Below are 23,642 nucleotides of genomic sequence, written 5' to 3'. Positions count from 1 at the left end.
TCGCCCCGCATCAGCGCGAACCCTGGTTGGCCAGTTCCTCGGGACCGAAGTAGCTGACCGGCAGGCGCGGGATGGCCTTGTACTGCACCGGCAGTTCATTCGACGAGGCGTTCAGCAGGTAGGCGCCGGTCTGCACGTTGTAGGTGCCCCACATGACGCTGCCCAGCACCGCCGGCAAGTCCGGCGCCAGCAGGGTCAGGGTGTAGTTGCTGCGCCAGATCTGGCCCTGCGCGTCGTAGCCGTCGATCAGGATCACTTGCCAGGTGTCTTCATCCAGGTAGTAGCGGCGCTTGGCCACCACGTGGCGCTTGCCGGGCGCCAGCGTGGCTTCCACTTCCCACACGCGGTGCAGTTCCCAGCGCACCAGGTCCGGATTGAGGAATTGCGGCCCCACCAGGTCGGCGATCTTGGCGGCCGCCGCGCGGTTGTTGTTGTAGGGGATGTACAGCTCCTTCTTGCCGACCAGCTTGAGCTCGTGATGGTCGATCGGGCCGAACATCATGAACGCTTCATCGAAGAAGCCGATGCCGGAGGTGACCGAGTCCGGCGTGTCGTAGGCCACCGACGGCGCGCGGCGCACGCGGCGCTGGCCCACCAGGTATTGCCATAGGGCGCGCGGCGAGGCTTCGTTCAGGCCGTCGTGCGCGAGGATGCCTTCGCCGGCCTTGGACGCCGGCGCGCGCGTGACCAGGCGGCCATACTGGTACATGCCTTCCATCTTCTCGGCGCTGCCTTCCTTGAAGTAGTAAGGGCGCATGATGGTCTGCTCGGCCTCGTTGGCCAGCGAGCGCTTGCCGTCCGGCGTGACGATCCAGGTGCGGGTGGCGTAGATCGCGGTCTCGCCGGTCCAGGCCAGGCGGTGGTTCCAGATCGCCTCGTAGCCGCTTTTTGGGATCGGGAACGGAATGCCGCCGTAGGCGCCTTCCACGCCGTAGCCGCCGTCCACCGTCTTGGCGCGGGTGGCGTTTTTGAAAGTGTTGTCGTAGACCCAGTTGGGGGCGCCGCCGGTGCGGTGGGTCGGATAGACATCGACCCGATAGGCTGGATATTTCTTCAGCATGGCCACGGTGCCGGCCGACAGCCTGGCCGCATACTGGTCGACGTTCTTGCCGGTGATGGACAGCAGCGGCTTTTCGGCGGCAAACGGATCGGCGCGGGCGTCGCCCGGCTTGTAGCCGGCCGGCACCTTGGCGTACACGCCGTCCCAGGCCGGGATGCTGCCATCCTTGTTGCCGGCTTTTTCCGCGCCCAGCGGGGTCAGCGTGGTTTTCAGCGCGGCCGCCTCGTCGGCGGTGACGGCCGCCATGGCCAGGCTGTTGGTGAGGATCAGAGCGGCGGCCAGCAGGTGTGCGTTGGATTTCATCTTGGTGTCCATTCTCAGAAAGCGCGTTTGATATTGAGCGAGATGTAGTTGCGGTCTTTCAGCGACTGCGCATAGCTCAGGATCGGGGTGTTGGTGGCGGGATTGTTTTTCAGGAAGGTGCCGGCCGCGCCCAGGAAGCGCACATAGCTGATGCCGAACTTCCAGTCCTGCTGGTAGCTGCCGCTGATGCCGATATTGAAATCGCCGCCATGCTCGCTGCCGCCGTTGAAGTTGAAGATGGTGGAGGAGCGGCCGGAGAGGTTGTAGCCGATGCCGATCGGCACGGTCAGGTCCAGCCCGGTCAGAACCTGGTAGTAGGCCGGTTCGAAGATCATGCGCACGGCGGTGGCGTCGCGCGTGGTGTTGGGATCGAGCGAACCCTGGAAGGTGGTGCTGGTGCGGCGGTTCCAGGCCAGCTCGCCGAGCAGCGAGCCGCCCTGGAACAGGCTGTTGGTCGGCAGTACGTAGATGGCCGACAGGTTGACGTGGGCGCTGTTGCCGACCGCGTAGCCGGGATTGCCGCTGTTGTCGGCCAGCGCGCCGCCGCCCAGACGCGACAGGAAGTTCGGCGTCGGGTCGCTGACCAGCGGCGTATTGCGCCGCACCGACACTTCGGCCGCGACGTTGACCCCGCCCAGCACCGTGCTGGCGCTGGCGCCGTAGGTCTTGATGCCTTCCGCGTACACCGCCTGCACCGTGGCCGGCGCGCCGGGCGGGAAGGCTGGCGCGAAGCCAAGGTAGAAGTAAGGTGTCTTGTCGTGATAGCGCGCCGCGTACACGCCGAACTCGACATCGCTGCCGGCCGGGGTGAACTTGATCTGGGCGCCGCCCTGGCCGGAATTTTTGGCCTTCATGTCGGGCTGGGTGTAGAACGCCGGCGCGCCGGAATTGGTGGGTGCGACCAGGAAGGCGCTGGCGCCGGCGCCGGCGGCGTCATAGCTGCTCAGGTAGCTGCCGGCGCCGGGGATCAGCGTCGGCCGCCATTCGAACTGGTAGTAGGCGCCGAGCGAGACATTCGGCAGCACCTGCAACTGGCCGGACAACTGGTTCACCGGGCGCAGGATTTCCTTGAATTGCGCGCCCGGCACGGACAGCAGCTTGACCAGGTCGACCGGGCCTTGCGCGTTGGCGATGCCGTTGGCGCCGAAGAACAGGCTTTCGCCGTATTGCAGGGTGTGGCGGCCCAGCCGCACGGTGCCCGGCAGGTCGCCGAGGCTGCCCTTGCCGAACACGAAGGCGTCCAGCAGCTCGGCGTTGCGGCCGTGCAGCACACGGGTGCCCTTGGTGAAGTCGCGGTTGCCGTTGCCGGTCAGGACGGCGGCGTTGCTGGCGGCCGAGGCGTTGTCGTTGCTGCCGTTGTAGACCGAGTCGTACCAGGCGGCCGCGCTGATGCGCAGGCCGGCGTTGCGGGTGCCGACATCCAGTTCCGACAGCCAGTCGACCCGGTTCGAGACGATGCCTTTGTTGCGGAAGTTCTGGTTGCCGTCGTCCAGATTGAAGCCGGTGAAGTCCGCCGGGCCGTAACCGGGATAGCCGCCGGCCAGCAGGCGCGGATCGGCGTCCTTGAGACGGTAGGCGGCGCTGTACTTGATGGTGTTGTTCCAGCTGACCTTGACGTCGGAACCGGTGTCGAATTCAAACGCCAGGGCCGCGTGGCAGGGCAAGGCGGCTGCTACCGCCAGCGCCAGCAGGCGCAGTGCAGGTGATTGTTTCATGTCTCCCCCAGGGATAGTTTTAGGTATGGGTGGTTTGTGCTGCCAACTGCGTCAGATAAAGGTCGAGGCCAGTCCTCCATCGACAGGGATGTTGACACCGTTGATCCAGCGCGCCGCATCGGAACAGAGGAAGGCCACCACCGGCGCGATTTCGTCGGCATAGGCCGGGCGCTTCATGCGGCCGGCGTCGCGCTGCACGCGCTCCTGGCCCAGCATGGAGACGAAGTCGCCGAGGATGGGCGTGAACACCGGCCCCGGCGCCACGCAATTCATGCGCACCGATTTCTCCAGGAACCACGGCTGCGACTGCGCGTAAGTCCAGACCAGCAGCGCTTCCTTGAAATACTGGTAGCAGGTGTCCTGCGGCACCGGATGGTCGCGCAGCCAGTCGGCGCCGGCGTCGTAACCCTGCACGGCGGCCAGTTCCTTGTGCAGCGCCACCCGCTGCGGCCATTCGGCGCCGAGGATGGAGGCGATGTTGACGATGGAAGCGCCGGCCGGCATGCGCTCCAGCACGCGTTCGGTCAGGTGGCGCAGCCCCAGGTAGTTGACCTGGCCCACCAGCCTGGCGGGCGCGGTGCCGGGCACGCCGGCCACGTTGCACAGCGCGTCGATGCGGTCCGGCAGTTGGGCCACGGCGGCGTCGATGCCTTCCACGCTGCCGAGGTCGGCCTGGATGAAGCCATCCAGCGTCAGACCCGGGGTGTTGCGGTCGATGCCGATCACGGTGGCGCCGCGGGCGCGCGCCAGCCTTGCCGTTTCCGCGCCGATGCCGGAGCAGGCGCCGGTGATGACGATGGTTTTATTGTGTAATTCCATGGTGTCTCTCATGTTGTTGTTGGAGGTTAGAAGGGGTAGCGCGGCGCCTGGCTCTTGATGGTCAGCCACTGCCATTGGGTGAATTCGTCCCAGTCGGCAGGGCCGCCGTGGCGGCCGCCGTTGCCGGAGCTGCCGCTGCCGCCGAATGGCGCGTGCACCTCGGCCAGCACGGTCTGGTCGTTGATGTGGGCATGGCCGCAGGGGACGCGGTTGACGATGTGCATGGCGCGCGCCAGCGACGGCGATATCACGCCCAGCGCCAGGCAGCCCTCGGTCTGCGAGGCCAGCGCGATGGCCTCGTCGTCGCTGTCGAACACGGTGATCGATGCCACCGGGCCGAACAGTTCCTCCTCGAAGCAGCGCATGCCGGGCTTCACCCCGGTCAGCACGGTGGGCGGGTAGAAGCGGCCGTCGTGGGCGCCGCCGGCCAGCAGCCTGGCGCCGGCCGAAATCGAATCCTGCACGATGCCGTGCAGGCGCTCGACCTGGCGGCCGTTGATCAGGGGGCCGAGCGCCACCGTGCCACTCATCGGATCGCCCACCGGCAGCTTGGCGGCCTTGTCCAGCAGGCGTTCGGTGACGGCGGCGGCAATGCCGCGCTGGAGCAGGATGCGGCCCGAGGCCATGCAGATCTGGCCCTGGTGCAGATAGGCGCCCCAGGCCACGTTGGCGGCGGCGATGTCGGGATCGGCGTCGTCCAGGATCACCAGCGAATTCTTGCCGCCCAGTTCCAGCGACACCTTTTTCAGCGAGCGCCCGGCCAGCTCGGCCACGCGGCGGCCGACGGCGGTGGAGCCGGTGAACGACACCATGCCGATGTCCGGATGGCTGCACAGCGCCTCGCCGGCCTCGGCGCCGCCAGGCAGCACATGCAGCACCCCGGCCGGCAGACCGGCCTGTTCGAAGATGCGGGCGATGATGACGCCGCCGGTTACCGGGGTTTGCAGGTCTGGCTTGTGGACCACCGCGTTGCCCACCGCCAGCGCCGGCGCGATCGAGCGCAGCGACAGGATCAGCGGGAAGTTGAACGGCGAGATCACGCCCACCACGCCGTGCGGCACGCGCCGCGCGATGCTGAACTGATCGTGCGGCGCCGCCAGCAGCTGGCCCTGCGGCTGGGTCAGCATGGCGGCGGCCTCGTGCAGGTGGGCCACGCCCTCGCGCAGTTCCAGCTGGGCCTTTGGCAGAATGCCGCCGGTTTCGCGCGCGATCCACTGCGACAGCTCGTCGCCGTGCAGTTCCATCAGCGTGGCGGCGCGGCGGAAGATGGCGGCGCGTTCCTTGTAGTCGCTGGCGGCCCAAGCGGGTTGGGCGGCGCGGGCCAGGGCGGCGGCGCGGGCGACGTCGTCGCCATTGGCCTTGCCGGTATGGCCCAGCGTGGCGCCGGTGGCCGGTTCGATGATGGGCTGGCTGCCACCTTGCGCGGCGCGCCAGCCGCCGTCAAAGATGTGGCCTTGCCAGATGGTGTCTTGCAATAACGCGGTGGCGTCGGGTGCGCCCATATTGGTCTCCTGTGGCGTGGGTTGTTGTGGCTTTTACGTTGGTATTAGCCAGTTCCGTGCCACACTGCGGACGGGCACGGATGCCGCACTGCGTTTCACTGCTAAAAACGGGATTTGCTGTTGCGCCGCAGCAGAGCGGCGCCGCAATAATGATTTGATCAAATGATTAAAAGCCGGCGGCGGCGTTGTACCATTTGATCAACTCATACCAACAACGATAAGCAGGAGACCGATGAAGAAAGTGCAGCAGGTATCGCTGGCCGAGATGGCCAGGGCGGAAAGCCGGGTGCTCAACCGCGGCGACAGCGCCCACATGAATGCCGGCGCGCCGCCGACGCTGGACGACCTGACCCAGAGCCTGCAATTCTCGCCGGGCGACGGCCGCATCTGGCTCAACGGCCAGCGCATGCAGCTGATGCACACCAGTTCGCTCGGCGACTTGCGGCGCGAACTGATGGACAGCCTGGGGATGGAAAAGACCCGCGGCCTGCTGACGCGGGTGGGCTATTCGGCCGGCATGCGCGATGCGCAGCTGTTGCGCGAGCGCTGGCCGGACGCCGAGCCGGCTGCGCTGTTTGCGGCCGGTCCGCGCATGCATGCGCTGGAAGGCGCGGTCAAGGTGGAGCCGGTGCACTTTGAGTTCGACGTCGAGCGCGGCACCTATCACGGCGAATTCCTGTGGCACCACTCCAGCGAGGATGAAGGCCACATCGCCCACTTCGGCATCGGCACCGAGCCGGCCTGCTGGATGCAGACCGGCTATGCGATCGGCTACACCAGCGCGCTGGTGGGGCGGCTGATCGTCTACCGCGAGGTGGAGTGCCTGTCCATGGGCCATCGCCAGTGCCGGCTGCTGGGCAAGCCGGCCGACGAGTGGGACGATATCGAGGAAGACCTCAGTTATTTCAACGCCGAGACTTTTGTCAGCACCGCCTATGGCCAGCGCGGCGGCGCCACCTCGAAAAATACCGCCGTGCTGTTTCCGGCCGAGGGCGGCGGGCAGGACAAGCAAATGGTGGGCGTCTCGTCCGCCTTCAACGCCGCCTGCCATATGCTGCGGCGGGTGGCGCCGACCGAGGCCACGGTGCTGTTTACCGGCGAGTCCGGCGTCGGCAAGGAAATGTTCGCCTCCATGCTGCATCAGATCAGCCCGCGCAAGCAGCAACCCTTTGTGGCGGTCAACTGCGCGGCGATTCCGGAGACGCTGATCGAATCGGAATTGTTCGGCGTGGAGCGCGGCGCCTTCACGGGCGCCTCGGAATCGCGGCCGGGGCGGTTTGAGCGGGCCAATGGCGGCACCCTGTTCCTCGACGAGATCACCACCCTGAGCATGGTGGCGCAGGGCAAGCTGCTGCGCGCCTTGCAGGAAGGCGAGATCGAGCGGGTGGGCGGCGCGCGCAGCATCCGCGTCGCGGTACGGGTGGTGGCGGCCACCAACGTCAACCTGCGGGAAGAGATTCGCGCCGGCCGCTTCCGAGAAGACTTGTTCTTCCGCCTGAACGTGTTCCCGATCCACTTGCCACCGCTGCGCGACCGGCGCGACGACATCCCTTTGCTGATGAGTTATTTCCTGCGTCACTATGGGCAAAAGCACCAGCGCCGCGTGACCGGTTTCACGGCGCGCGCGGTCGACGCGCTGCTCAACTACGCTTTCCCGGGAAATATCCGCGAGCTACAGAATCTGGTCGAGCGCGGCACCATCTACGCCAACGAGGACGGGCCGATCGACCTGCCGCATTTGTTCACCAGCGGCGAGGATGCGGCGCAATCCTATTTTTCGCTCAGCGTGGCCGGGCAATTGCGCCAGCGCGACGCTGCCGAAGGCGAGAGCGGCGCGGCGGGCAAGCAATTGCTGGACATGGTGCCGGGCATGCTGAACGCATCCGGTGGCGGCTGGTCGCTGGATCAGCTGGAGCAGGCCCTGATCGATGCCGCGGTGGAGCAGGCACAGGGTAACCTGTCGGCGGCGGCGCGGCTGTTGGGCCTGAGCCGGCCCAAGCTGGCCTACCGCATGCGCAAGCGGGAGGAGGAGGCGGGCAAGCCTGAGCCCGACGCGGCTTAAGCTTGGTGCTGCCTTGATCGGCTGGTGTGTGCTACGTTAGTTGTGGTGATTTTTTTTAGGAGATAACGCGTGTCGCTTACTTGGTTCCATTCGATTGAAACGCTGGACTGGGAAGAACTCAGCGCCCTGTATCGCGTTGCGCCGCTGGGCAATAAAAATCCGGCCGACTTGAAAGTCGCCTTCGGCAACAGCCGCTTTATCTGCTTCGCGCGGGAGGACGGACGGCTGGTGGGCGTGGGGCGGGCGCTGGCGGATGGCATCGACTGCTCCTACATCTGCGATGTGGCCGTATTGCCCAGCCATCAGGGAACCGGCCTGGGCAAGGAGATCGTGGCCAATCTGGTGAGCCAGTCGGCCGGGCATAAGAAAATCATCCTGTACGCGGTGCCGGGCAAGGAGCCGTTCTACAAAAAGTTCGGCTTCAAACGCATGCGCACGGCGATGGCGATTTTCGAGAATCCGCTGGCGGCGCGGGAAAATGGTTATATTGACGAATCCTGAGGTGGTTGGGTATGCCGCAGATCCAGAGGCTCTCGACCAACGCCGCACCGCCAAGGGAGGAGTTCGATTAGTGGTATTTTCATGCTTGCGAGCGGGGTTTTCCTTTCCAGCGCAAGCTGCTGGAGGGGGCGCCTTTCCGGGCTGAGCGGAGTCGGCGCGACGTGGCCGGCATCCACCTTGCCAGCCATGTCTCCAGCCCGTGCCAGGTCGACTGGAGTTCCAATCTCACGCAAATCGTCTGCATGGGCGTGCCGCGCGACATGCTGGCCGGCAGCGTCAGCGGGATCGACCGGCTGACTGGCGGTGCATTTGGCAAGGCCAGCGGCTTGATGCCGCTGGTGCGCGACTATGCGGCGGGGCTGCTCTTGTCCGTCCCCGACCTTGATGATAGTACGGCTGGCCGGGTTGCCGGAAATCTGGCTGACCTGGTCAGCGCCTGGCTGGCCGATGTGCTGAGCCGGGGCACGCTCGATCTGTCGGAACCGATGGCTTCGCATTTTCCAGTTACGGGATCGCCCGCCTGGGCGGCGAGGATGGGGGTGCCCAGGATCAGCCCGAATGCTAAAGGAAGAATTCGTTTCATGTGCCCTCAATGAAGGAAGTGGTTGGAGTCGCCATCATGCCTTCCTTGCCGGGTATGTGCCGTGTTGTGTCGCCGCACTGAAGTAAATCAGCCTGCGGAGTGAAGTGAGCTGTTGCAATGCCGACCCGGTCGCGAATGTGACAACGTCGAATCCACATTGATAACGTTTGTCGTCAGTATCTATTAGAGGTATGATCAGTCATGCCGATTATTTCATTTGCCTGTACTGAAACCGAGAGCCTGTTTTTGGGACGGCGCGTAAAACGTTTCGTCAGGATCGAAACCGCGGCGATGCGAAAATTGGCGATGCTGAACCGTGTGGCTGCGCTGGATGATCTTCGTGTGCCACCAGGCAATCGACTGGAAGCGCTCAAGGGCAAACGTGCCGGGCAGCACAGCATTCGTATAAACGATCAGTTTCGAATTTGCTTTCATTGGAGCCCAGCCGGCCCAATGGATGTTGAGATCGTTGATTATCACTGAAGAGAGCAGATTATGCGCAAGGTACCTTACCCTCATCCGGGCGAGATTCTTCTTGAAGAGTTCCTGAAACCCATGGGAATCACGCAGTATCGTTTGGCGAAGGAGATCGCCGTGCCGCAACGCCGTATTGGTGAAATCGTAGCCGGTACCCGTGGCGTAACTACTGATACTGGCTTGCGTCTGTCTCGCTTCTTCGGCATGTCTGATGGATTCTGGACTGGACTGCAACTAGACTATGATGCAGCAGAGGCAAAGGACCGCATGTCGGACACCTTGGCTAAAATTCGTCCTTGGGCCAGCGGCGATGTCTTGGCCTGAAACATATAGGAGACAGCAGGCGTGAGAATAGAAAAAACTCGCTACATCCTGCTCGGTGGGCTGATCGCGGGCGCATTGGACATTACTTTTGCCATCTGCTTTAACGCTTACAACGGCACGCCGCCGCTGCAATTGTTGCGGATCGTTGCCAGCGGTGCGTTTGGCAAGGATGCACTGAGCGGTGGCATACCGATGGCTGCGTTTGGGCTGGCCGCGCATTTCGGATTGTCGTTGGCCTGGACGGGCGTGTATCTGATGCTGGCGCGGTTGAAACCGTCCCTGGTGCGGCATGCGCTGGTATGTGGCGCCGTTTTTGGCGTGCTGGTGTTCCTGGCCATGCGGTTGGTCGTGTTGCCGGCTTCCGCATTTCCGTTCCCGGTACATTTCAAGCCGCTGGCAAGCGCTCTTGATCTGCTATCCCATATGTTTCTGTTCGGCGTCCCAATCGCCTTGGGCGTCCGCAAAGCCCTGATACGTACATAGACCATGAGCTTGTCATTCCATATCGATTTCAACGGGCAGTGTGAGGAGGCCTTTCGGTTTTATGCCGAGCATCTGGGCGGCCGGATTGGAACGCTGTTGCGGGTGAAGGATTCGCCGGTGCCGGCGGTCTCGGAGGCGCATGCGCAGATGATCGTTCATGCGAACATCAACATCGATGGCGTCGAGATCGCGGGCGCCGATGTGGAGCCGGCCCGCTATCAACAGCCCAAGGGCTTTTATGTGCTGCTTGGCGTGGACTCCGAGGCGAAGGTGAGGGCTTTCTTCAACGCGCTGCAAACCGGCGGGCAGGTGGTGCTGGCCCCGCAGAAAACCTTCTGGTCGCCTTGCTACGCCATCGTGACCGACCGTTTCGGCGTTCCTTGGAAGCTTAATTGTGGCACCTGATTGCTGATAGCTCATTGAGGTCCATCAATTCAGCTTACAATAGCGTCTGATATATATGTACGGTAAATTCTCGTACAAAAAAGGAGTATGTCATGGCCACCACCTCCACAGCCCGCCTTGATCTTCGTCTTGAAACGCGAGAAAAGGACCGCATCACGAAAGCTGCTGCGTTGCGTGGGATGGCAGTGTCGGCTTTTGTGCGTGATGCCGTGCTGCGTGAAGCTGATACCACGATAGCTGCCGAAGGCGTAGCTACGCTGTCCGAACAAGAGTCTCGCCGCTTCCTTGCTGCGCTGGATGAACCATTCCGCCCTAATGATCGCCTGAAGAAGGCGATGAAAGCTGCTGTTCGTCTCACCCGGCGTTAATGATGGCGCTTGCCGTCACGGTCTTTGACGGTGCTCTTCATGACCGAAACGGGTTCACCTGTGGTGTCGTGGCGCTGGACTGCTACTTGCGGCAGCGAGAGCACAGCATCAGCATCCTGATCGATGAAGCACACCCAACGCGTATCCTGGGTTACTGCGCCTTGTCAGCCACTCAGCTTTACTTGCATGAGCTACACGTAGGTGACCGTAAGCGGCTACCCAAGTATCCAGTACCCGCAATGAGGATAGGGCGCTTGGCTATATCCCAATCTGAGCAAGGAAAAGGTTACGGGCAGTTATTGCTTGGTCACGCCGTCAATTTGGCGCGGGCAGTGAGAAAACGATGGGTGTGCGAGCGCTAATTGTGGATGCCAAGGATGAGCAAGTGGCTGCCTTCTACGAGGGCTTTGGGTTTCGGCGCACGGAAACCACGGCCTTGACGTTGTACTTGTCGATTGGCCGGGCTTGAGTTCAGTTACGCAGGCAGTAATAGTGAATGCTGGCTGGCGGTGTGGAAGTCGCGCCAGACGCGGTTGATGGTGCTTTCCGCGTGGGCGGCGTGCAGGCCGCAGTAGGGATACAACTCGTCGACGGCGGCGCGCGCGGTGGCGACTAGCTTCAGTGAGCTGGTCTGGATGGACAGCATGTCGTCATCGCTTAGTGTGATGCCGCCAGCCACCTGGGCCCAGCTGCGGTCCAGCGTTTGGTAGAAGTGCGTGCGGGCGGCGTGCAGGCTTTGTTCCTTTTCTTCCAGTAGCGGCATGCCTTTCTGACGGCGGCCGATGCATTCGCGCGCCAACCGCACGAAGTGGCTGGCCATGCCCGCCACGTTGGCCGCCAGCGTGACGTAGGCCAGCGAGTAAAACGGGAAGCGGTAGAGCGGGCCATTTGCCGTTGCGGCATCGGGGCGGATGGTGAAGCCGTGTTCTTTGCTCACCCACGCGTCTTCGATGCGATAGCTGTGGGAGGCGCTGGCGCGCATGCCGATGCTGCGCCAGTTGTCCTCGACCCGCACCAGCGCCGCCGGCACCAGGAAGGCGCGGCTCCGCGGTGCGCCCTGTTCGTCCAGCAGCGGCTGGCCGTTGGCGCGCAGAATGGCGTTGAGGGTGAAGTGGGTCGCCATTGGCGCGCCGCTGGCGTAGTCCCAGCGGCCGCTGATGCGGTAACCGTCGTCGTCTTCATCGGCGTAACCGGTCGATGCGCCGCTGCCGCCCAGGCAGACGCGCGGCGTGCCGATGATCTGGCGCGCCAGTTCCGGCGCCAGAAATCCGGCGAACCAGCCCGCGCCCGCGCACAGTGTCAATACCCAGCCCATGCTGCCATCAATTGCGGCGACGGCTTCTTCCAGCCGCACGACCTCCGGCAATGGCAGTTCGGCGCCGCCGGCCGCGCGTGGCGCCAGCATCTTCAGCCAGCCACGCCGGTGCAGCAAGGCCTGATGGACCGGGTGCAGGAAGCCCGCGGCATCGGCCGCTGCGGCGTGGCGTTCAATACGGTGTGCATCAACGGGCGAGAGCGGGGACGTGGCTGGCGGATTCATGCCGACATTGTCGCACAGCCGGCGGCGCGGCGCCGCGTCAGTAGGCGGTCGATAGCACCGGCATCTGGCCCATGGCGTATTGTTCGGCGGCGCTGCGTTCGTCCTTGAGCAGGCGGCCGTTGGCGATCCAACGCACCAGCCACGGGATGCGGCCGATCGGCAGGCCCGCACTGGTCGCCAGCACGTAGGCTTTGGCGCATTTTTCCAGCAGTTCGGCATTGAAGACGGTGCGCTCCGGCAGGGTACCGAAACAGAGCACGTGGCCGGGTGCGACCCACGCATTGGCGCCGCTGCGCAGGCGCACCTGGATGGCGGGCAGTTCCACCGGGCCTTCCAGCAAGGCGACCGAACGCCCGAGGTGGCGGATTTGTTCGTCGAATACGCCGGGCATGTCGCCCGCCAGCGTGTGCAAGGCGGAAGCCCAGGGCTGCCGGTTCAGCAGCACGCAACCGACATCGGCGCGGGCGCGATAGACCGCCAGATGTTGTGCCGTCAGCGAGCCCCGTGTTCCGCCTTCCGCCAGCGGAACGATGTCGACCTGTTGCGCCGGGCCGGAGCCGGTTTGCAGCAGGATGTTGCCGCAGCCGGCCAACCGCATGGAGAGCGTGTCGTCCGGCTCCAGCAAGCCTTTGGCGCGCAGGCGCGAGGCGGCTTCGTTCAGGCGCGCGATGGCGCTGTCGTAGTTCATTGACATCGCTCCCGCTCAGACCAGCCGCAGCACGGTTTCGAAGCGGTTCAGCGCCTCGTCGATGATGGCGTCGGTGTCGGCCATGCTGGTGTAGATGCGGCTACCGGCCAGCGTCACCAGGCCATGCGCCATGTAGGCCGCGCCCATCTCTTCCATCATGTGCTTGCGCGCGTTGACCTCCTTCATCAGCTTGATCGGATTGCGCATGCTCATGAGCAGCACGGCCGAGGTTTGCAGATGCACGATGGAGCCTTGGTTGTAGACCACATACGGCAGGCCCAGGCGATCGACAATTTCGCTCAGCCCCTTGCACAGGCGGTCGCCCGCGCGTCCGGCCACCACCGCCGCATTGGTGCGCGCCATTTCGGCGATAGCGTGGTAGCCGGCCACGCAGGACAGCGGGTTGGCCGACAGCGTGCCGCCCACAAACGCGCGCTTGCTGGTCGAGCCGATGCCGCCGGCCAGCAGCATCATCACGTCCTTGCGCCCACCGATGCCGCCGGCCATCAGGTAGCCGCCGGTCAGGCATTTACCGAACACCGTCAGATCCGGGCGCACGTTGAAGTAGCCCTGCGCGCCACCCATGCCGATGCGGAAGCCGGTCACCACCTCGTCAAAGATCAGCAGCGCGCCGAATTCATCGCACAGCGCCCGCACCTGACGGTTGTAGTCTTCGTAGATGGGGCGCGTGCCGCTCTCAGGTCCCAACGGCTCGACGATGACCGCCGCCGTCCCGCCACGCAGCTTGTTCAGCCAAAGCTTGCGCCGCAGCGCATCCAGATCGTTGGGGAAGCACTCCTGCGTGTACGCGGTGGAGCCGGAAGGAATGCCGATCGCCTCGCGCCGGCCGGTGCCTGGCAGGCGCATGCCGTACACCATCTGGTCGCTCCAGCCGTGATAGGCGCCGCCGATCTTGATGATCCATTTCTTGTTGGTGTAGGCCCGCGCCAGACGGATCGCGCCCATCACGCCTTCGGTGCCGGAGCCCAGCATGCGGAACATCTCGATATTCGGCATGTACTGGCGGATCAACTCGGCCAGCTTCACCTCGTATTCATGAAACAGACCGGTCACCGGGCCGCAGTGATCCAACAGTTCGTGCACCTTCTTGCGCACCGGCGCGTAGTTGGAGCCGAGCAGGGTGGGGCCGCCGGCTTGCAGGAAGTCGATGTACTGGTTGCCGTCCACGTCCCACAGGTGGGCGCCATCGCAGCGGTCGGCCGCGATGGGGAAGGGATAGTTGAAGGCCAGGTTGTGCTGCACGCCGCCCGGTATCACCTCCGCCGTGCGCGCGGCCAGCTGTTTGGAGCGCTGGCATTTCTGCTCGAAGTAATTCAGCACCGCGTCCATCTTGTCACGCTTGATGGGGCGCACCGGCTCGCGCAGCAGCGCTTGCAGGCGGGCGTACACGGTGGCGGTATCGTGCCATTGGCTGATCGCGTATTGATCGGCTACGGGCTGGAGATCGGTGGCGGCAAGTGTCATGGTCATTCCTCAGGGATGGGTATTCAATGCGGCCAGCGCCATCTGGCGCACGGCAGCAGGCGCGGTGTTGGCGGCGGCGATACGCCGGCGCAGGAAATCCGCAGCCGCCGCTTCGATGCGTCCGACATGCGCGATCGCTTCCGTCATATCGGGAGCGGCGCAGATCACGCCATGATTCTTCAACAGATAGCCATGCAGATTGGCGCGCAGCTTGCGGCGGAAGGCGCGCACCAGCAGGCCGGTGCCGGACGGCGCATACGGCACGATGGCCACGCGCTCGCCCAGCGCGCGCCGCTGCGCTTCGTCCTGCACTGGCAGGTCGATATTCAGCAGCGCCACCGCACTGGCCAGCGGCTGGTGGGTGTGGACGCTGGCTTGCATGTCGCGTTTGAAGCGCAGCATGCAGGCGTGCATGGCGCTTTCCACCGAGGGCTTGAGCGAGCCTTCCACCTGTTCCAGCGTATCCAGCCGCAGCACGCAGATATCATCTGGTTTCAGCGCGTAGTAGTCGGCGCCGGACGGCGTCACGGCGAACAGTTCATGGTTGATGCGCAGGGCGAGATTGCCGCCGGTGCCGGCCAGATAGCCTGCGTTGGCCAGCGTCAGGCAGGCGTCGATCACCTGCGCCTTGTGGGTGGTGTATGAGCTCATAGTCCTTGATGGTTCAGCCGCTGATACAAGGGCGCTAGCCGCCGATGCAGTTCGGTGAAGGCGCCGAAGCTGTCGTTGTACAGGTTGCGGTGCACGTGGTTCGGTTGGTAGGTGGCGCGGTATCGCGTTTGTGCGGCGGCGGTGGCAAAGTCCAGCTGACGCAGGCCGACAAAGGCGATATAGGCCGCGCCGATGGCATTGGCCTGCATCGGTTCGGCCAACTGGCGGATCGGCAGCCCCAGTACATCGGCAAAGATCTGGCACCAGACGTTGGACGTGGCGCCGCCGCCCACCGCCGTCAGGCAGTCCAGTTTGCGGCCAAGGAAGCGCTGCACCGGATCGACCATCCAGCGCGTGTTCAGCGCCACGCCTTCGAGGATGGCGCGGATCACGGTTTCGCGCGTGTGGTCGAGCGACAGGTTGAACAAGCCGCCGCGCAGCGAGCGGTCTTCCACCGGACAGCGTTCGCCATACAGCCACGGCGCATACAGCAAACCCTGGCTGCCGGCCGGCACCTTGGCGGCGATGCGGTCGAAGATTTTGTACACGTCCGGCAGCTGTTCCTCGTTCAGCAGTTCGTCTTGGTGATAGAGGATTTTCTCTTTCAGGAAGCTGAGGTTATTGCCGGCCGAGGTTTGCATCGCCATCATCAGGTATTTGGACGGAACGGCGCACGGGATGGCGGCGATCATGGCCGAGATGTCGGTTTTCTTCTGCGGGACGTGCGCGCCTATCCACGACGAGGTGCCGAGATAGAGATGGGCGTCGCCATCGGCCAGCGTGCCGGCGCCGATGGCGGCCGCGCTGTTGTCGATGGCGCCCGCCACCACGGCGGTGCCGCGTCGCAGTCCCAGAGCATTGGCCACGTCGGCGCGCAACACGCCAATCACTTCGGTGCAGGGCACCAGTTCGGGGAATTTGTCCGCCTCGATGCCGCTGGCTTGCAGCAGCTTGTCGTTGTAGCGGATGCGGTCGACGTCGCGGTTATCGGTCACCCACGAGGTCTGGATGGAGTCGTGGGTGGCGACGAAGCGGCCGGTCAGGCGGAAGTTCAGGTAATCGAGGACGTTGAGGAATTTGTAGGTGTTGTGGTACACCTGCGGGTACATGTCGCGGATGAACAGCATGTGGGCCGCCGGATCTTTCCCCGACAGCGCCGGCGCGCCGCCGCACAGGCGCAGCCAGCGCGCCAGCTTGAGCGGGTCGTAGCCGGCCACGTTGACCCAGCCGCGTACCTGCTTGCGCAAGGAGGCCGCGCCGCGCATGTCCATCCAGGTGATGGCGTTCATCAGCGGGATGCCTTCGCGATCGACCGGGATGGTGCCTTCGCCTTGCGTCGAACAGCACACCGCGGCCACGCGCGACGCGGACACGCCGGCCTTGTCCAGCACTTCGTGCGCGGTGGCGAGCAAGGCTTGCCACCAGTCTTCCGGCACCTGCTCGGCGCCAGCGCCGTCCAGCAGATGCAGCGTCACCGGGCGATAGGCCCAGGCCAGCACTGTGCCGCTGCGCGACACCAGCGCGGTCTTGCAGCCCGAGGTGCCCAGGTCGACCGCCAGTACCAGTTGTTCGTCCATGCCGCGTTACGCCTCTGTCGTGATGGTATGGCACGACTATAGAGGCAGGGCTGGGCGGGGCGTTATTGCAAAAGCGGTCGGAATAGGGGGCGATTCCGGCCAAGTTCCTGACCGGGGTTAGCGCATTTCGCTGGGTGTGTTGCCGGTCCAGCGCTTGAAGGCGCGGCGGAAGTTATGCGAGTCGCAGAAGCCGATTTCAAACGCCACCTGCTCGATCGACAGGCGCGGATTGGCCAGCATTTCCAGCGCCCGGTTCTTGCGCACGTTGTCCAGCAAGGCCTGGTACGACACGCCATTCTCGGCCAGCCGCCGGCGTAAGGTGCGCTCGCTCAGGCACAGTTTGCGGGCGATGTCGGCAAAGCTGGGCTGCTCGCGCAGGTTGTGGCGCACCGCCCGCTCTATCGATTCGAACAGATCCACCTTTTCGCGCTCGCGCGAGAAGCCGATTTCCATGAATTCCAGCGCCTGCCGGTGGCTGAGCGGATCGTAGGTCAGCAAGGGCCGCGCGGCCCATTCGACATCGGTGACGAAAGCGTTGACAGGCTGGCCGAATCGCACCGGGCACTGGAAGATGCGCTCATATTCGCTGGCGTAGGCCGGCGCCGCATAATTCAGGTCCACGCGGCGTGGCAGGAAACTGTTGCCGGCCAGGCCGCGCGCCACTTGCAGGAAGCTGGCAAAGGCTTCCTCGACCAGGAACATCTGGATGTCCGGTTCGTGAAAGCGGTTGCAGGCGCTGACGCTGACATATTGTTCGTCCTGCCGCATCTCGAATTCCAGCATGCTGCCGGTGAACTTCTGCTGGCTCATGCCCAGCGCCACAGCGTCGCCGAGGGTGGCGCAGGTCATCATGGCGTAGCCCACCAGGCCTATCGAGGCGATGGTTTCGCGCTCGCCGATCAGCAGGCCCAGGCCCTTGCCCGGCGCCAGCTGCAAGGCGCGGCGTATCAGCGCGCTGCCCTGGCGGAACGAGACGCGGCAGGCCGGATTGCTCAAGTCCTCGATGGTGAAACCGAGGCCGAGGCACAGGCGCGCCGGATCGTGGCCGAATTCGGCCATTGTCGCGGCCAGGCAACGCAGCAGGTAGACCGGAATATTGGCTGTGGTGTAGCCGTTATAGTTGTCGGTGTCAGTCATGGTGCAGAGCGTCCCATGGCCGGATCGGCCCCGTCAAGTGCGGGCGTGGCTATCCTGCCACGGCCTTGCATGAACGGAGCTTGTCCTGCGAACACCCTGCGTGTGGCCGGAAATGACCCACCGCCCGCCGGCGGCTTGGCGCTATTCTTGTCAATATTCCATTCCGGGAAAGAGTTGACTATGCCTCCAGTCATGTCATCCAGCGTTCTCCGCGTCGGCGGCTTGAGCGCAGCCTTTGCCGCAGCCCTCAACGGCACCATGGTGATGCCGCTGATCGTGATGGCGCTGTGCCGCATTCCCGGCATCGACGAGGCCACGGCGACGGCGGTGGCCAGCGCGGAGATCGGCGGCATTGCGCTGTATTGCCTGCTATGTCCACGGTTGGTGCGGCATGCACACTGGCAGGTGGCGGCCGGCGGCGTGCTGGCCATGGTGGCCGGGCAGTTGCTGAGCCATGTGACGGACAGCGTGGCGACCCTCAGCCTCGCGCGCCTGCTGGCCGGCGTAGGCGAGGGCGCTTTATTCAGCCTGATTACCTATAACGTGGCGGCGCAGGCCGAGGCGGAGCGCATCTGGGGCCAGATTAACCTGGTGGGAGGCGTGTGCATGGGCGGGCTGCTGTACGTGTTGTCCGTGCTGCCGCCGCAGGCCGGGCGCGGGCCGATCTTTCTGTGGCTGGCGGCGTTTGGCGTGGCGCTGGCGCCACTGATCCTCAGCATCCGGCCGCGCGGCGCGGCATCGACAGGGGCGGCGCAGGCAGCACCCGGCGCATCGGCTGCATCGGCTGCATCGGTGGCGCCTGCGCTGGCCTCGCGCTTGTCGCGGTCGCGGTTGGCGCTGGTGCTGGTGGTCGTGCTGCTGGTGTATGGCGTGCAGGCCGGCCAGTGGGCGGTGAGCGGCTACGTCGGCGAGCGCGCCCGCATCGCGGCCGAAACGGTAGGCCTGTTCCTCGCGCTGTCATCCATCCTTGGCTTCGTCGGCGCCATTGTGCCTTCGTTGACGCGCAATCCAGCCCGGCGCGCGCCGCTGGTGGCGCTGGGCTTCTTGATACTTGGCGCTTCGGTGTACGCCTTCTTCAATATCGCCGGTCAGTGGCCGTTCCTGCTGTCGCAAATCATGATCAACGTCGGCTTTTACATGCTGACGCCATTCCTTACCGGCCTGCTGACCGAGAACGACCCGGATGGCGCGCTGGTGATGCGCACCCTGATTATCGCCATGCTGGGCGCCGGCATCGGCACCGCGCTGGCCGGCGAGCTATTCGTCAGCGGCGGACCAGGCATGTTCAGTGTGATTGCGGTGGGAGTCGTGGGCCTGGCATGGGCTGGCGCCATGGCCGTGTTTAATACAATAAAAAGGACGAAACATGAGCACGAAGAAGCACAAGTTGGCACTCGCAATATCGCAGGCGCTGATGGCCTTACCGGCCATGGCGGCCGATGACGCGGCCGTCCCCAGCGTCATCGTCACGGCGCAAAGCCGCGCGCAATCGCTGCGCGACGTGCCGATTTCGATGCAGGTGGTGAGCGCGAAAGATATCGCCGACCTGGGCGCGGCCAACCTGTCCGACATGAACGGCTACATTCCCGGCCTGTCGGTGGACGGCTCGCAGCCCACCCAGCCCAACTTCGCGCTGCGCGGCATCGGCACCGGCGATTTCGGTATCGCCACCGACGCGCCGGTGGGCGTGTATCTGGATGGCGTCTACCTTGGCAAGACCGGTGGCTCGCTGCTGGACTTCAACGACGTGCAGCGCGTTGAGGTGCTGAAAGGCCCGCAAGGCACGCTGTTCGGCCGCAACAGCGCCGCCGGCGCGATTGCCATTGTCGCCAATGAACCGTCGATGGAACGCGAGGCCAATGCCACCGTCCGCGTGGGCAGCCATCGCAGCGTGTATGGCGAGGGTGTGCTGAACCAGCCCTTGTCGGATACGCTGGCCTTGCGGCTGTCGGCGGTGCGCAATCGCAGCGATGGCTGGGCCACCAACGCCTACAACGGCGAAAAGATGGGCGGCGAGGGCGCCTGGGGCACGCGCATGTCGCTCAAGTGGGCGCCCTCCAGCCAGACCAAGGCGATTCTCAGTTGGGAGCATCAGGACATCGACCAGACCGCGCGGCCGGCGTTTGGCGTGTCGCCGCAAGTGGCGTCGGGCGAGTTGCCGCCATTCGATCCCGATCCTGCGGTGCTGGCCCGGACTTTTGTCAACCCGCTGCACACTACCTTGCGCAACGACGCGCCGGCGCGCGAAACCCTGTCGTTGAATGGTGTGACGCTGCGGTTTGAAACACCGCTGGCCGGCGCCACTTTCGCTTCCACGACTTCGTGGCGCAAGTTCAGAAGCTACAACCGCCAGGACAACGACGGCACCGCCAACATCGCCACCTATCTTGATACCGCCAACGCCGAGCGCAACACCACCTGGCAGCAGGAATTCAAGTTGAGCAGCAAGAACGATTTGCTGGACTGGGTGGCCGGCGTGAGCCTGTTCCGCGCCAAGGTCACGCAAATCTCGGACGTCAACACCACCACCGATACGCTGGATACGCTCAACTACAACACCGGTCCTTTCGCGGCGGGCGGCATTCCGGCCGGCGTGCCGCTGTTCCCGGTGTTGTATGGCTTGGCGCTGGGCGACGGCACGCCATTCTCGGGCGGTGCACCGGCATCCGGCACGCAATGGCACGAGCAGATGATCAATGGCCTGACCTCCAAATCCGCCTCCATCTACGGCGACGTGATATGGCATGCCACGCCCTCAACCAACGTCACGCTGGGCGTTCGCTTCACCCGCGATAGCAAGACCACCAGCTGGGACGTGCCGGCCGCCACCAGCTCCGATCCGACCGCCGCCATGGTCGCCAGCGGCGTGCTCGGACTGAACGCCATCGTGCTGGCCAATGCGGCCATGGTGGCGCCACTGTTCCCGACAGCCAGCAAGAGCTGGCGCGATACCAGTCCGCGCCTGGTGATCGACCATAAGCTGGATGCCAGCACCATGCTGTTTGCCTCGCTGTCCAAAGGCTATCAGTCGGGTGGCTTCAACGTGTTCCAGCCGAGCGATGCTGGCGGCGCGTTCGCGCCGGAGAAAATGACCAACTTCGAAGCCGGCTTCAAGACCTATTTGCCGGCGCTGCGGTTGTCGCTGAATGGTTCGGTGTTCTCGTACCGCTTCAAGAACTTGCAAGGGATCGAGCTGGTGTCGGTATCGGGCGGTGGCGTGCCGACTTATAACATCACCAGCTCCAACCAACGCGGCAAGGGTGTGGATCTGGATGGCAGCATCAAGGTATCGCAATCGGTGCGCCTGTTTGGCGCGCTGGAATATCTGGACCACACCTACGACCAGAAACAGTTCACCGACTGGGCCGGCAACATCGTGAATCTCTCGGGCCAGCCGGTCGGGTCGCCCAAACTGACCATGATGGCGGGCGTGAACGTCACCTGGCCGGCATTCGGCGGCCATGCGGACCTGAGTCTTCAGGGAAATTACACCAGCAAGACACGCTGCAATGCGCAGATCATCCGGCAGTGGGGCTGCCTGCGCGGCGGCGCGTTTGAAACCGGCGTCGCCACCGAGCGCGCCGACCTCAAACTGGGCTGGATGAATGCCGACCGCCGCTACGGCGTGGCCCTGCTGGTGAATAATCTGTTCAACAAGCGTTACATCGGCACGCCGGGCGGGCAGACCTCCAGCATTCTCGGCACGCCGTATGCCAGCATCAGCGCGCCGCGCTACATTGGTCTTGCACTCAGCGCCAATCTGTAAGCGATGAAAAAGCTGTTGTCGCGGGTGTGGCATTACGACTTCGCCCACAGCGAGGCGCATACGGTGGCGCGCCTCGCGGTGGCGATGGGCGTGCTGTTAATCGCCTTCGGAGCGTTCGACATGCTGGCCGATACCGGCAGCGGACTGTATCGCTTCCTCACCGGGCATGTCGATGCGCGCACCAATCCGCTGGCGGGCATGCTGGATCAGGCGCAATTCGATCGTATGGCTTGGCTGTTGATCATAGCGTTGGGTGTGTACATCTCGTTGTTTGCGATGGTCAGCTTCGGGTTGTCGTTGCGGCGTTATGGGCGGCAGCGGTTCATCCCCATCTTCATGGCGCACTTCCTGTCCAATCTGGTGGCGATGGCGGTCGGGCTGCTGCTGTTTGCGCTGCTGGGCGGCGTGGCTTATTTGCTGGGCTTTCGTTACGAGGCTGGCGCCAACCTGCTGTCGGATGGTTACACGGTGGCGCTGGACCTGCTCAAGCGGTACATTCCAACGCTGGTGGCGCTGCCGTATCCACTGGCGCTGGCGCTTGGAATGGTGTTTGGCGCCTTGCCGGGATACTTCTCGCACTGGCTGGCGCACCATTCGCGGCTGGTGTGGTATGGCGCACATCGATGCCATCATTCGGCGGAGATCATGCATCCGGTTGGAGTGGGGCCGTTCATGTTTTTGCCGGAGATATTCGGCAGCTTCCCGTCGATTGCGTTCGCGGCCATCAGCACCAAACTGTTTTACCACGAGCCGCTGCTGGCCGAAACGCTGGTACTGGGCAGTCTTGGCATCGTGCTGGAGAAGTTCAATCACACCAGCGTGTTCTACGATTTCGCCTACCGCAATCCGCTGGTGCGCTGGACATCGGCGTACTTTGGCAACGGCGTGTATCACTACATGCACCACACGTCGAAGGAGGGCGACGAGATTATCAACATTGGCGGCAGTCCTTTCCTGTTCTGGGACCGCGTGTTTGGCACTTACCGCACGCCGACCCGCACCATGCCGCGCGTCGGGCTGACCAACAACCCGCATATCCGCCTCAGCCCCTTCGCCATCGTGCTGAGTGGCTGGCAGCAAATCGGCTATGAACTGAAAATGAACAAATCGTGGTCAACGCGCTTCTGGATCGTGTTCGGCAGCGTGTACTGGTCGCCGCCGGTCAGTCGCGACTTCCTCATCCTTGGCTATCCGGAGCAGTGACATGCGCATTGCAAAAATAATGGCCGCCGGCGTGTTGATGCTGGCCGTGCTGCTAATTGGTTGCGTGTATCTGGCCCCGGGGCCGACCACGCGTTTCTTCATCAACGTCGAACGCATGCGATCAGGCCTGGAGCGCAAGGAAGTGACGCTGTCCGATGGCGCGCGAGTGGTCTATCTGGAAGGCGGCAACGGCGAGCCGCTGATGCTGTTGCACGGCTTTAGCGACGACAAGGACAACTTCGTCTACGTGGCGCGCGGACTGGTGGGCAGCTACCGGGTCATCATCCCCGATATCAACGGCTTTGGCGAATCCTCACGGCCGGAGGGCGCCAACTATGGCGCAGAAGCGCAATCGCAACGCATGCGCGCGTTTGCCGCAGCGCTGGGATTGAAACGCCTGCATCTGGGCGGCAGTTCGATGGGCGGGCAGATCGCGCTGCTGTATGCGGCGGATCATCCGGACGAGGTGCAAAGCCTGTGGCTACTGGACGCCGGCGGCCTGCGCACCGCACCGCCGAGCGACATGGACAAGATGAAGGTCAACCCGAAAAAAGATTTCGACGCCGAAGCCGACCTGGCGATGAGCGACCCGCCGTTCATCCCCAAGCCGATGATGGACTACATCGGTCAGGAGCGCGCCAAAAACGAGGGCATGGAAAAAATCATCGCTCAGCACCTGAGCCATGAGCCGGGCGTGGAAGAGCGCATCAAAGGCCTAGGCACGCCATCGCTGATCGTCTGGGGCGCCCAGGACCGCATGCTGAACCCAGCTGGTGCCCAGATCCTGCACCGCCTGCTGCCGCGCTCCCAAGTCATCATCATGCCCAACACCGGCCACCTGCCCATGCTGGAGCAACCCGAAAAAAGGATTGTGTCCCACGACGTGGTGTATGAAGACTTCGCCGGAATCGGCGTTTAGGAAGGCAGCTTGAGGGCGGCCATTGTGATTCTTAAGGTAAATTTGGGTTTGCGAAGACTCAACTCAACCAGAGG

The 23,642-nt window shown here is 64.0% G+C and carries 23 protein-coding genes; 13 read left to right on the top strand and 10 right to left on the bottom strand.

Annotated elements, in window-relative coordinates:
- Nucleotides 1-10: 10 nt before the first annotated feature.
- Genes GM676_RS27130 through GM676_RS27115 form a run of 4 tightly spaced genes read right to left on the bottom strand, consistent with a single transcriptional unit; the run spans nt 11 to nt 5,399 of the window.
- On the bottom strand, nt 11-1,363 hold the full coding sequence (locus tag GM676_RS27130) for a DUF1329 domain-containing protein (RefSeq protein ID WP_155467351.1): 1,353 nt from the start codon (nt 1,361-1,363) through the stop codon (nt 11-13).
- Nucleotides 1,364-1,377: 14 nt separating this feature from the next.
- Complete coding sequence (locus tag GM676_RS27125; RefSeq protein ID WP_155467348.1) at nt 1,378-3,078, bottom strand: DUF1302 domain-containing protein; 1,701 nt, start codon at nt 3,076-3,078, stop codon at nt 1,378-1,380.
- A gap of 51 nt (nt 3,079-3,129) precedes the next feature.
- Complete coding sequence (locus GM676_RS27120; protein WP_155467345.1) at nt 3,130-3,897, bottom strand: coniferyl-alcohol dehydrogenase; 768 nt, start codon at nt 3,895-3,897, stop codon at nt 3,130-3,132.
- A 26-nt stretch (nt 3,898-3,923) separates the two neighbouring features.
- Complete coding sequence (locus tag GM676_RS27115) at nt 3,924-5,399, bottom strand: benzaldehyde dehydrogenase (protein WP_155467342.1); 1,476 nt, start codon at nt 5,397-5,399, stop codon at nt 3,924-3,926.
- Between the two features lie 232 nt (nt 5,400-5,631).
- On the opposite strand from GM676_RS27115, the gene GM676_RS27110 reads away from it, so the two are divergent.
- The 9 genes from GM676_RS27110 (at nt 5,632) to GM676_RS33005 (ending at nt 10,964) form a co-directional block, all read left to right on the top strand.
- On the top strand, nt 5,632-7,461 hold the full coding sequence (locus GM676_RS27110) for a sigma-54-dependent Fis family transcriptional regulator (protein WP_155467339.1): 1,830 nt from the start codon (nt 5,632-5,634) through the stop codon (nt 7,459-7,461).
- Nucleotides 7,462-7,530: 69 nt separating this feature from the next.
- Nucleotides 7,531-7,962: a GNAT family N-acetyltransferase gene (locus GM676_RS27105; RefSeq protein ID WP_371866389.1), complete on the top strand. Its 432-nt coding sequence runs from the start codon at nt 7,531-7,533 to the stop codon at nt 7,960-7,962.
- 161 nt (nt 7,963-8,123) lie between these two features.
- A complete protein-coding gene (locus GM676_RS27100; RefSeq protein ID WP_155467336.1) occupies nt 8,124-8,558 on the top strand; it encodes a hypothetical protein in 435 nt (144 codons plus the stop codon).
- A 188-nt stretch (nt 8,559-8,746) separates the two neighbouring features.
- Nucleotides 8,747-9,028 (top strand): type II toxin-antitoxin system RelE/ParE family toxin, encoded by a 282-nt coding sequence (locus tag GM676_RS27095; protein ID WP_155467333.1) that lies wholly within the window; start codon nt 8,747-8,749, stop codon nt 9,026-9,028.
- Between the two features lie 12 nt (nt 9,029-9,040).
- Nucleotides 9,041-9,346: a HigA family addiction module antitoxin gene (locus GM676_RS27090; RefSeq protein WP_155467330.1), complete on the top strand. Its 306-nt coding sequence runs from the start codon at nt 9,041-9,043 to the stop codon at nt 9,344-9,346.
- A gap of 21 nt (nt 9,347-9,367) precedes the next feature.
- Nucleotides 9,368-9,829, top strand: a complete 462-nt coding sequence (locus GM676_RS27085; RefSeq protein WP_155467327.1) for a hypothetical protein — start codon at nt 9,368-9,370, stop codon at nt 9,827-9,829.
- Nucleotides 9,830-9,832: 3 nt separating this feature from the next.
- Nucleotides 9,833-10,234, top strand: a complete 402-nt coding sequence (locus GM676_RS27080) for a VOC family protein (protein WP_155467324.1) — start codon at nt 9,833-9,835, stop codon at nt 10,232-10,234.
- Between the two features lie 92 nt (nt 10,235-10,326).
- Entirely contained in the window at nt 10,327-10,602 is a 276-nt protein-coding gene (locus GM676_RS27075; protein WP_155467321.1) for a type II toxin-antitoxin system TacA family antitoxin, read from the top strand.
- Nucleotides 10,602-10,964, top strand: coding sequence for a GNAT family N-acetyltransferase (locus GM676_RS33005; protein WP_211923298.1), 363 nt, complete (start codon nt 10,602-10,604; stop codon nt 10,962-10,964). Before GM676_RS27075 ends, GM676_RS33005 begins: the two co-directional genes overlap by 1 nt.
- Before the next feature lie 113 nt (nt 10,965-11,077).
- Here the strand turns inward: GM676_RS33005 and GM676_RS27065 are convergent, their stop codons facing one another.
- The 6 genes from GM676_RS27065 to GM676_RS27040 form a co-directional block, all read right to left on the bottom strand.
- The gene (locus tag GM676_RS27065) at nt 11,078-12,142 is read right to left on the bottom strand and encodes an acyl-CoA dehydrogenase family protein (protein ID WP_155467318.1); all 1,065 of its coding nucleotides are present in this window, start codon (nt 12,140-12,142) and stop codon (nt 11,078-11,080) included.
- A gap of 37 nt (nt 12,143-12,179) precedes the next feature.
- Nucleotides 12,180-12,830 (bottom strand): class II aldolase/adducin family protein, encoded by a 651-nt coding sequence (locus tag GM676_RS27060; protein ID WP_170304369.1) that lies wholly within the window; start codon nt 12,828-12,830, stop codon nt 12,180-12,182.
- A 15-nt stretch (nt 12,831-12,845) separates the two neighbouring features.
- Nucleotides 12,846-14,315 carry an aspartate aminotransferase family protein gene (locus tag GM676_RS27055; protein ID WP_155467314.1) on the bottom strand — a complete coding sequence of 490 codons (1,470 nt, stop codon included), beginning with the start codon at nt 14,313-14,315 and terminating at the stop codon, nt 12,846-12,848.
- 9 nt (nt 14,316-14,324) lie between these two features.
- Nucleotides 14,325-14,966: a class II aldolase/adducin family protein gene (locus tag GM676_RS27050; RefSeq protein WP_155467313.1), complete on the bottom strand. Its 642-nt coding sequence runs from the start codon at nt 14,964-14,966 to the stop codon at nt 14,325-14,327.
- Entirely contained in the window at nt 14,963-16,543 is a 1,581-nt protein-coding gene (locus tag GM676_RS27045) for a xylulokinase (protein WP_155467312.1), read from the bottom strand. The genes GM676_RS27050 and GM676_RS27045 overlap by 4 nt, the downstream gene beginning before the upstream one ends.
- Before the next feature lie 117 nt (nt 16,544-16,660).
- Nucleotides 16,661-17,680 carry an AraC family transcriptional regulator gene (locus GM676_RS27040; protein WP_155467311.1) on the bottom strand — a complete coding sequence of 340 codons (1,020 nt, stop codon included), beginning with the start codon at nt 17,678-17,680 and terminating at the stop codon, nt 16,661-16,663.
- A 180-nt stretch (nt 17,681-17,860) separates the two neighbouring features.
- Here GM676_RS27040 and GM676_RS27035 point away from each other — a divergent pair, with 180 nt between their 5' ends.
- Genes GM676_RS27035 through GM676_RS27020 form a run of 4 tightly spaced genes read left to right on the top strand, consistent with a single transcriptional unit; the run spans nt 17,861 to nt 23,568 of the window.
- Nucleotides 17,861-19,123: an MFS transporter gene (locus GM676_RS27035; RefSeq protein WP_155467310.1), complete on the top strand. Its 1,263-nt coding sequence runs from the start codon at nt 17,861-17,863 to the stop codon at nt 19,121-19,123.
- A complete protein-coding gene (locus tag GM676_RS27030; RefSeq protein ID WP_155467309.1) occupies nt 19,047-21,446 on the top strand; it encodes a TonB-dependent receptor in 2,400 nt (799 codons plus the stop codon). Before GM676_RS27035 ends, GM676_RS27030 begins: the two co-directional genes overlap by 77 nt.
- A 3-nt stretch (nt 21,447-21,449) precedes the next feature.
- On the top strand, nt 21,450-22,649 hold the full coding sequence (locus GM676_RS27025) for a sterol desaturase family protein (protein WP_155467308.1): 1,200 nt from the start codon (nt 21,450-21,452) through the stop codon (nt 22,647-22,649).
- Nucleotide 22,650: 1 nt separating this feature from the next.
- Nucleotides 22,651-23,568, top strand: a complete 918-nt coding sequence (locus GM676_RS27020) for an alpha/beta fold hydrolase (RefSeq protein WP_155467307.1) — start codon at nt 22,651-22,653, stop codon at nt 23,566-23,568.
- The last annotated feature ends 74 nt before the right edge of the window (nt 23,569-23,642 follow it).

The organism is Duganella radicis, assembly GCF_009720825.1.
Lineage (GTDB): Bacteria > Pseudomonadota > Gammaproteobacteria > Burkholderiales > Burkholderiaceae_D > Rugamonas > Rugamonas radicis.
This window is presented reverse-complemented; position numbering and strand designations above follow the sequence as displayed.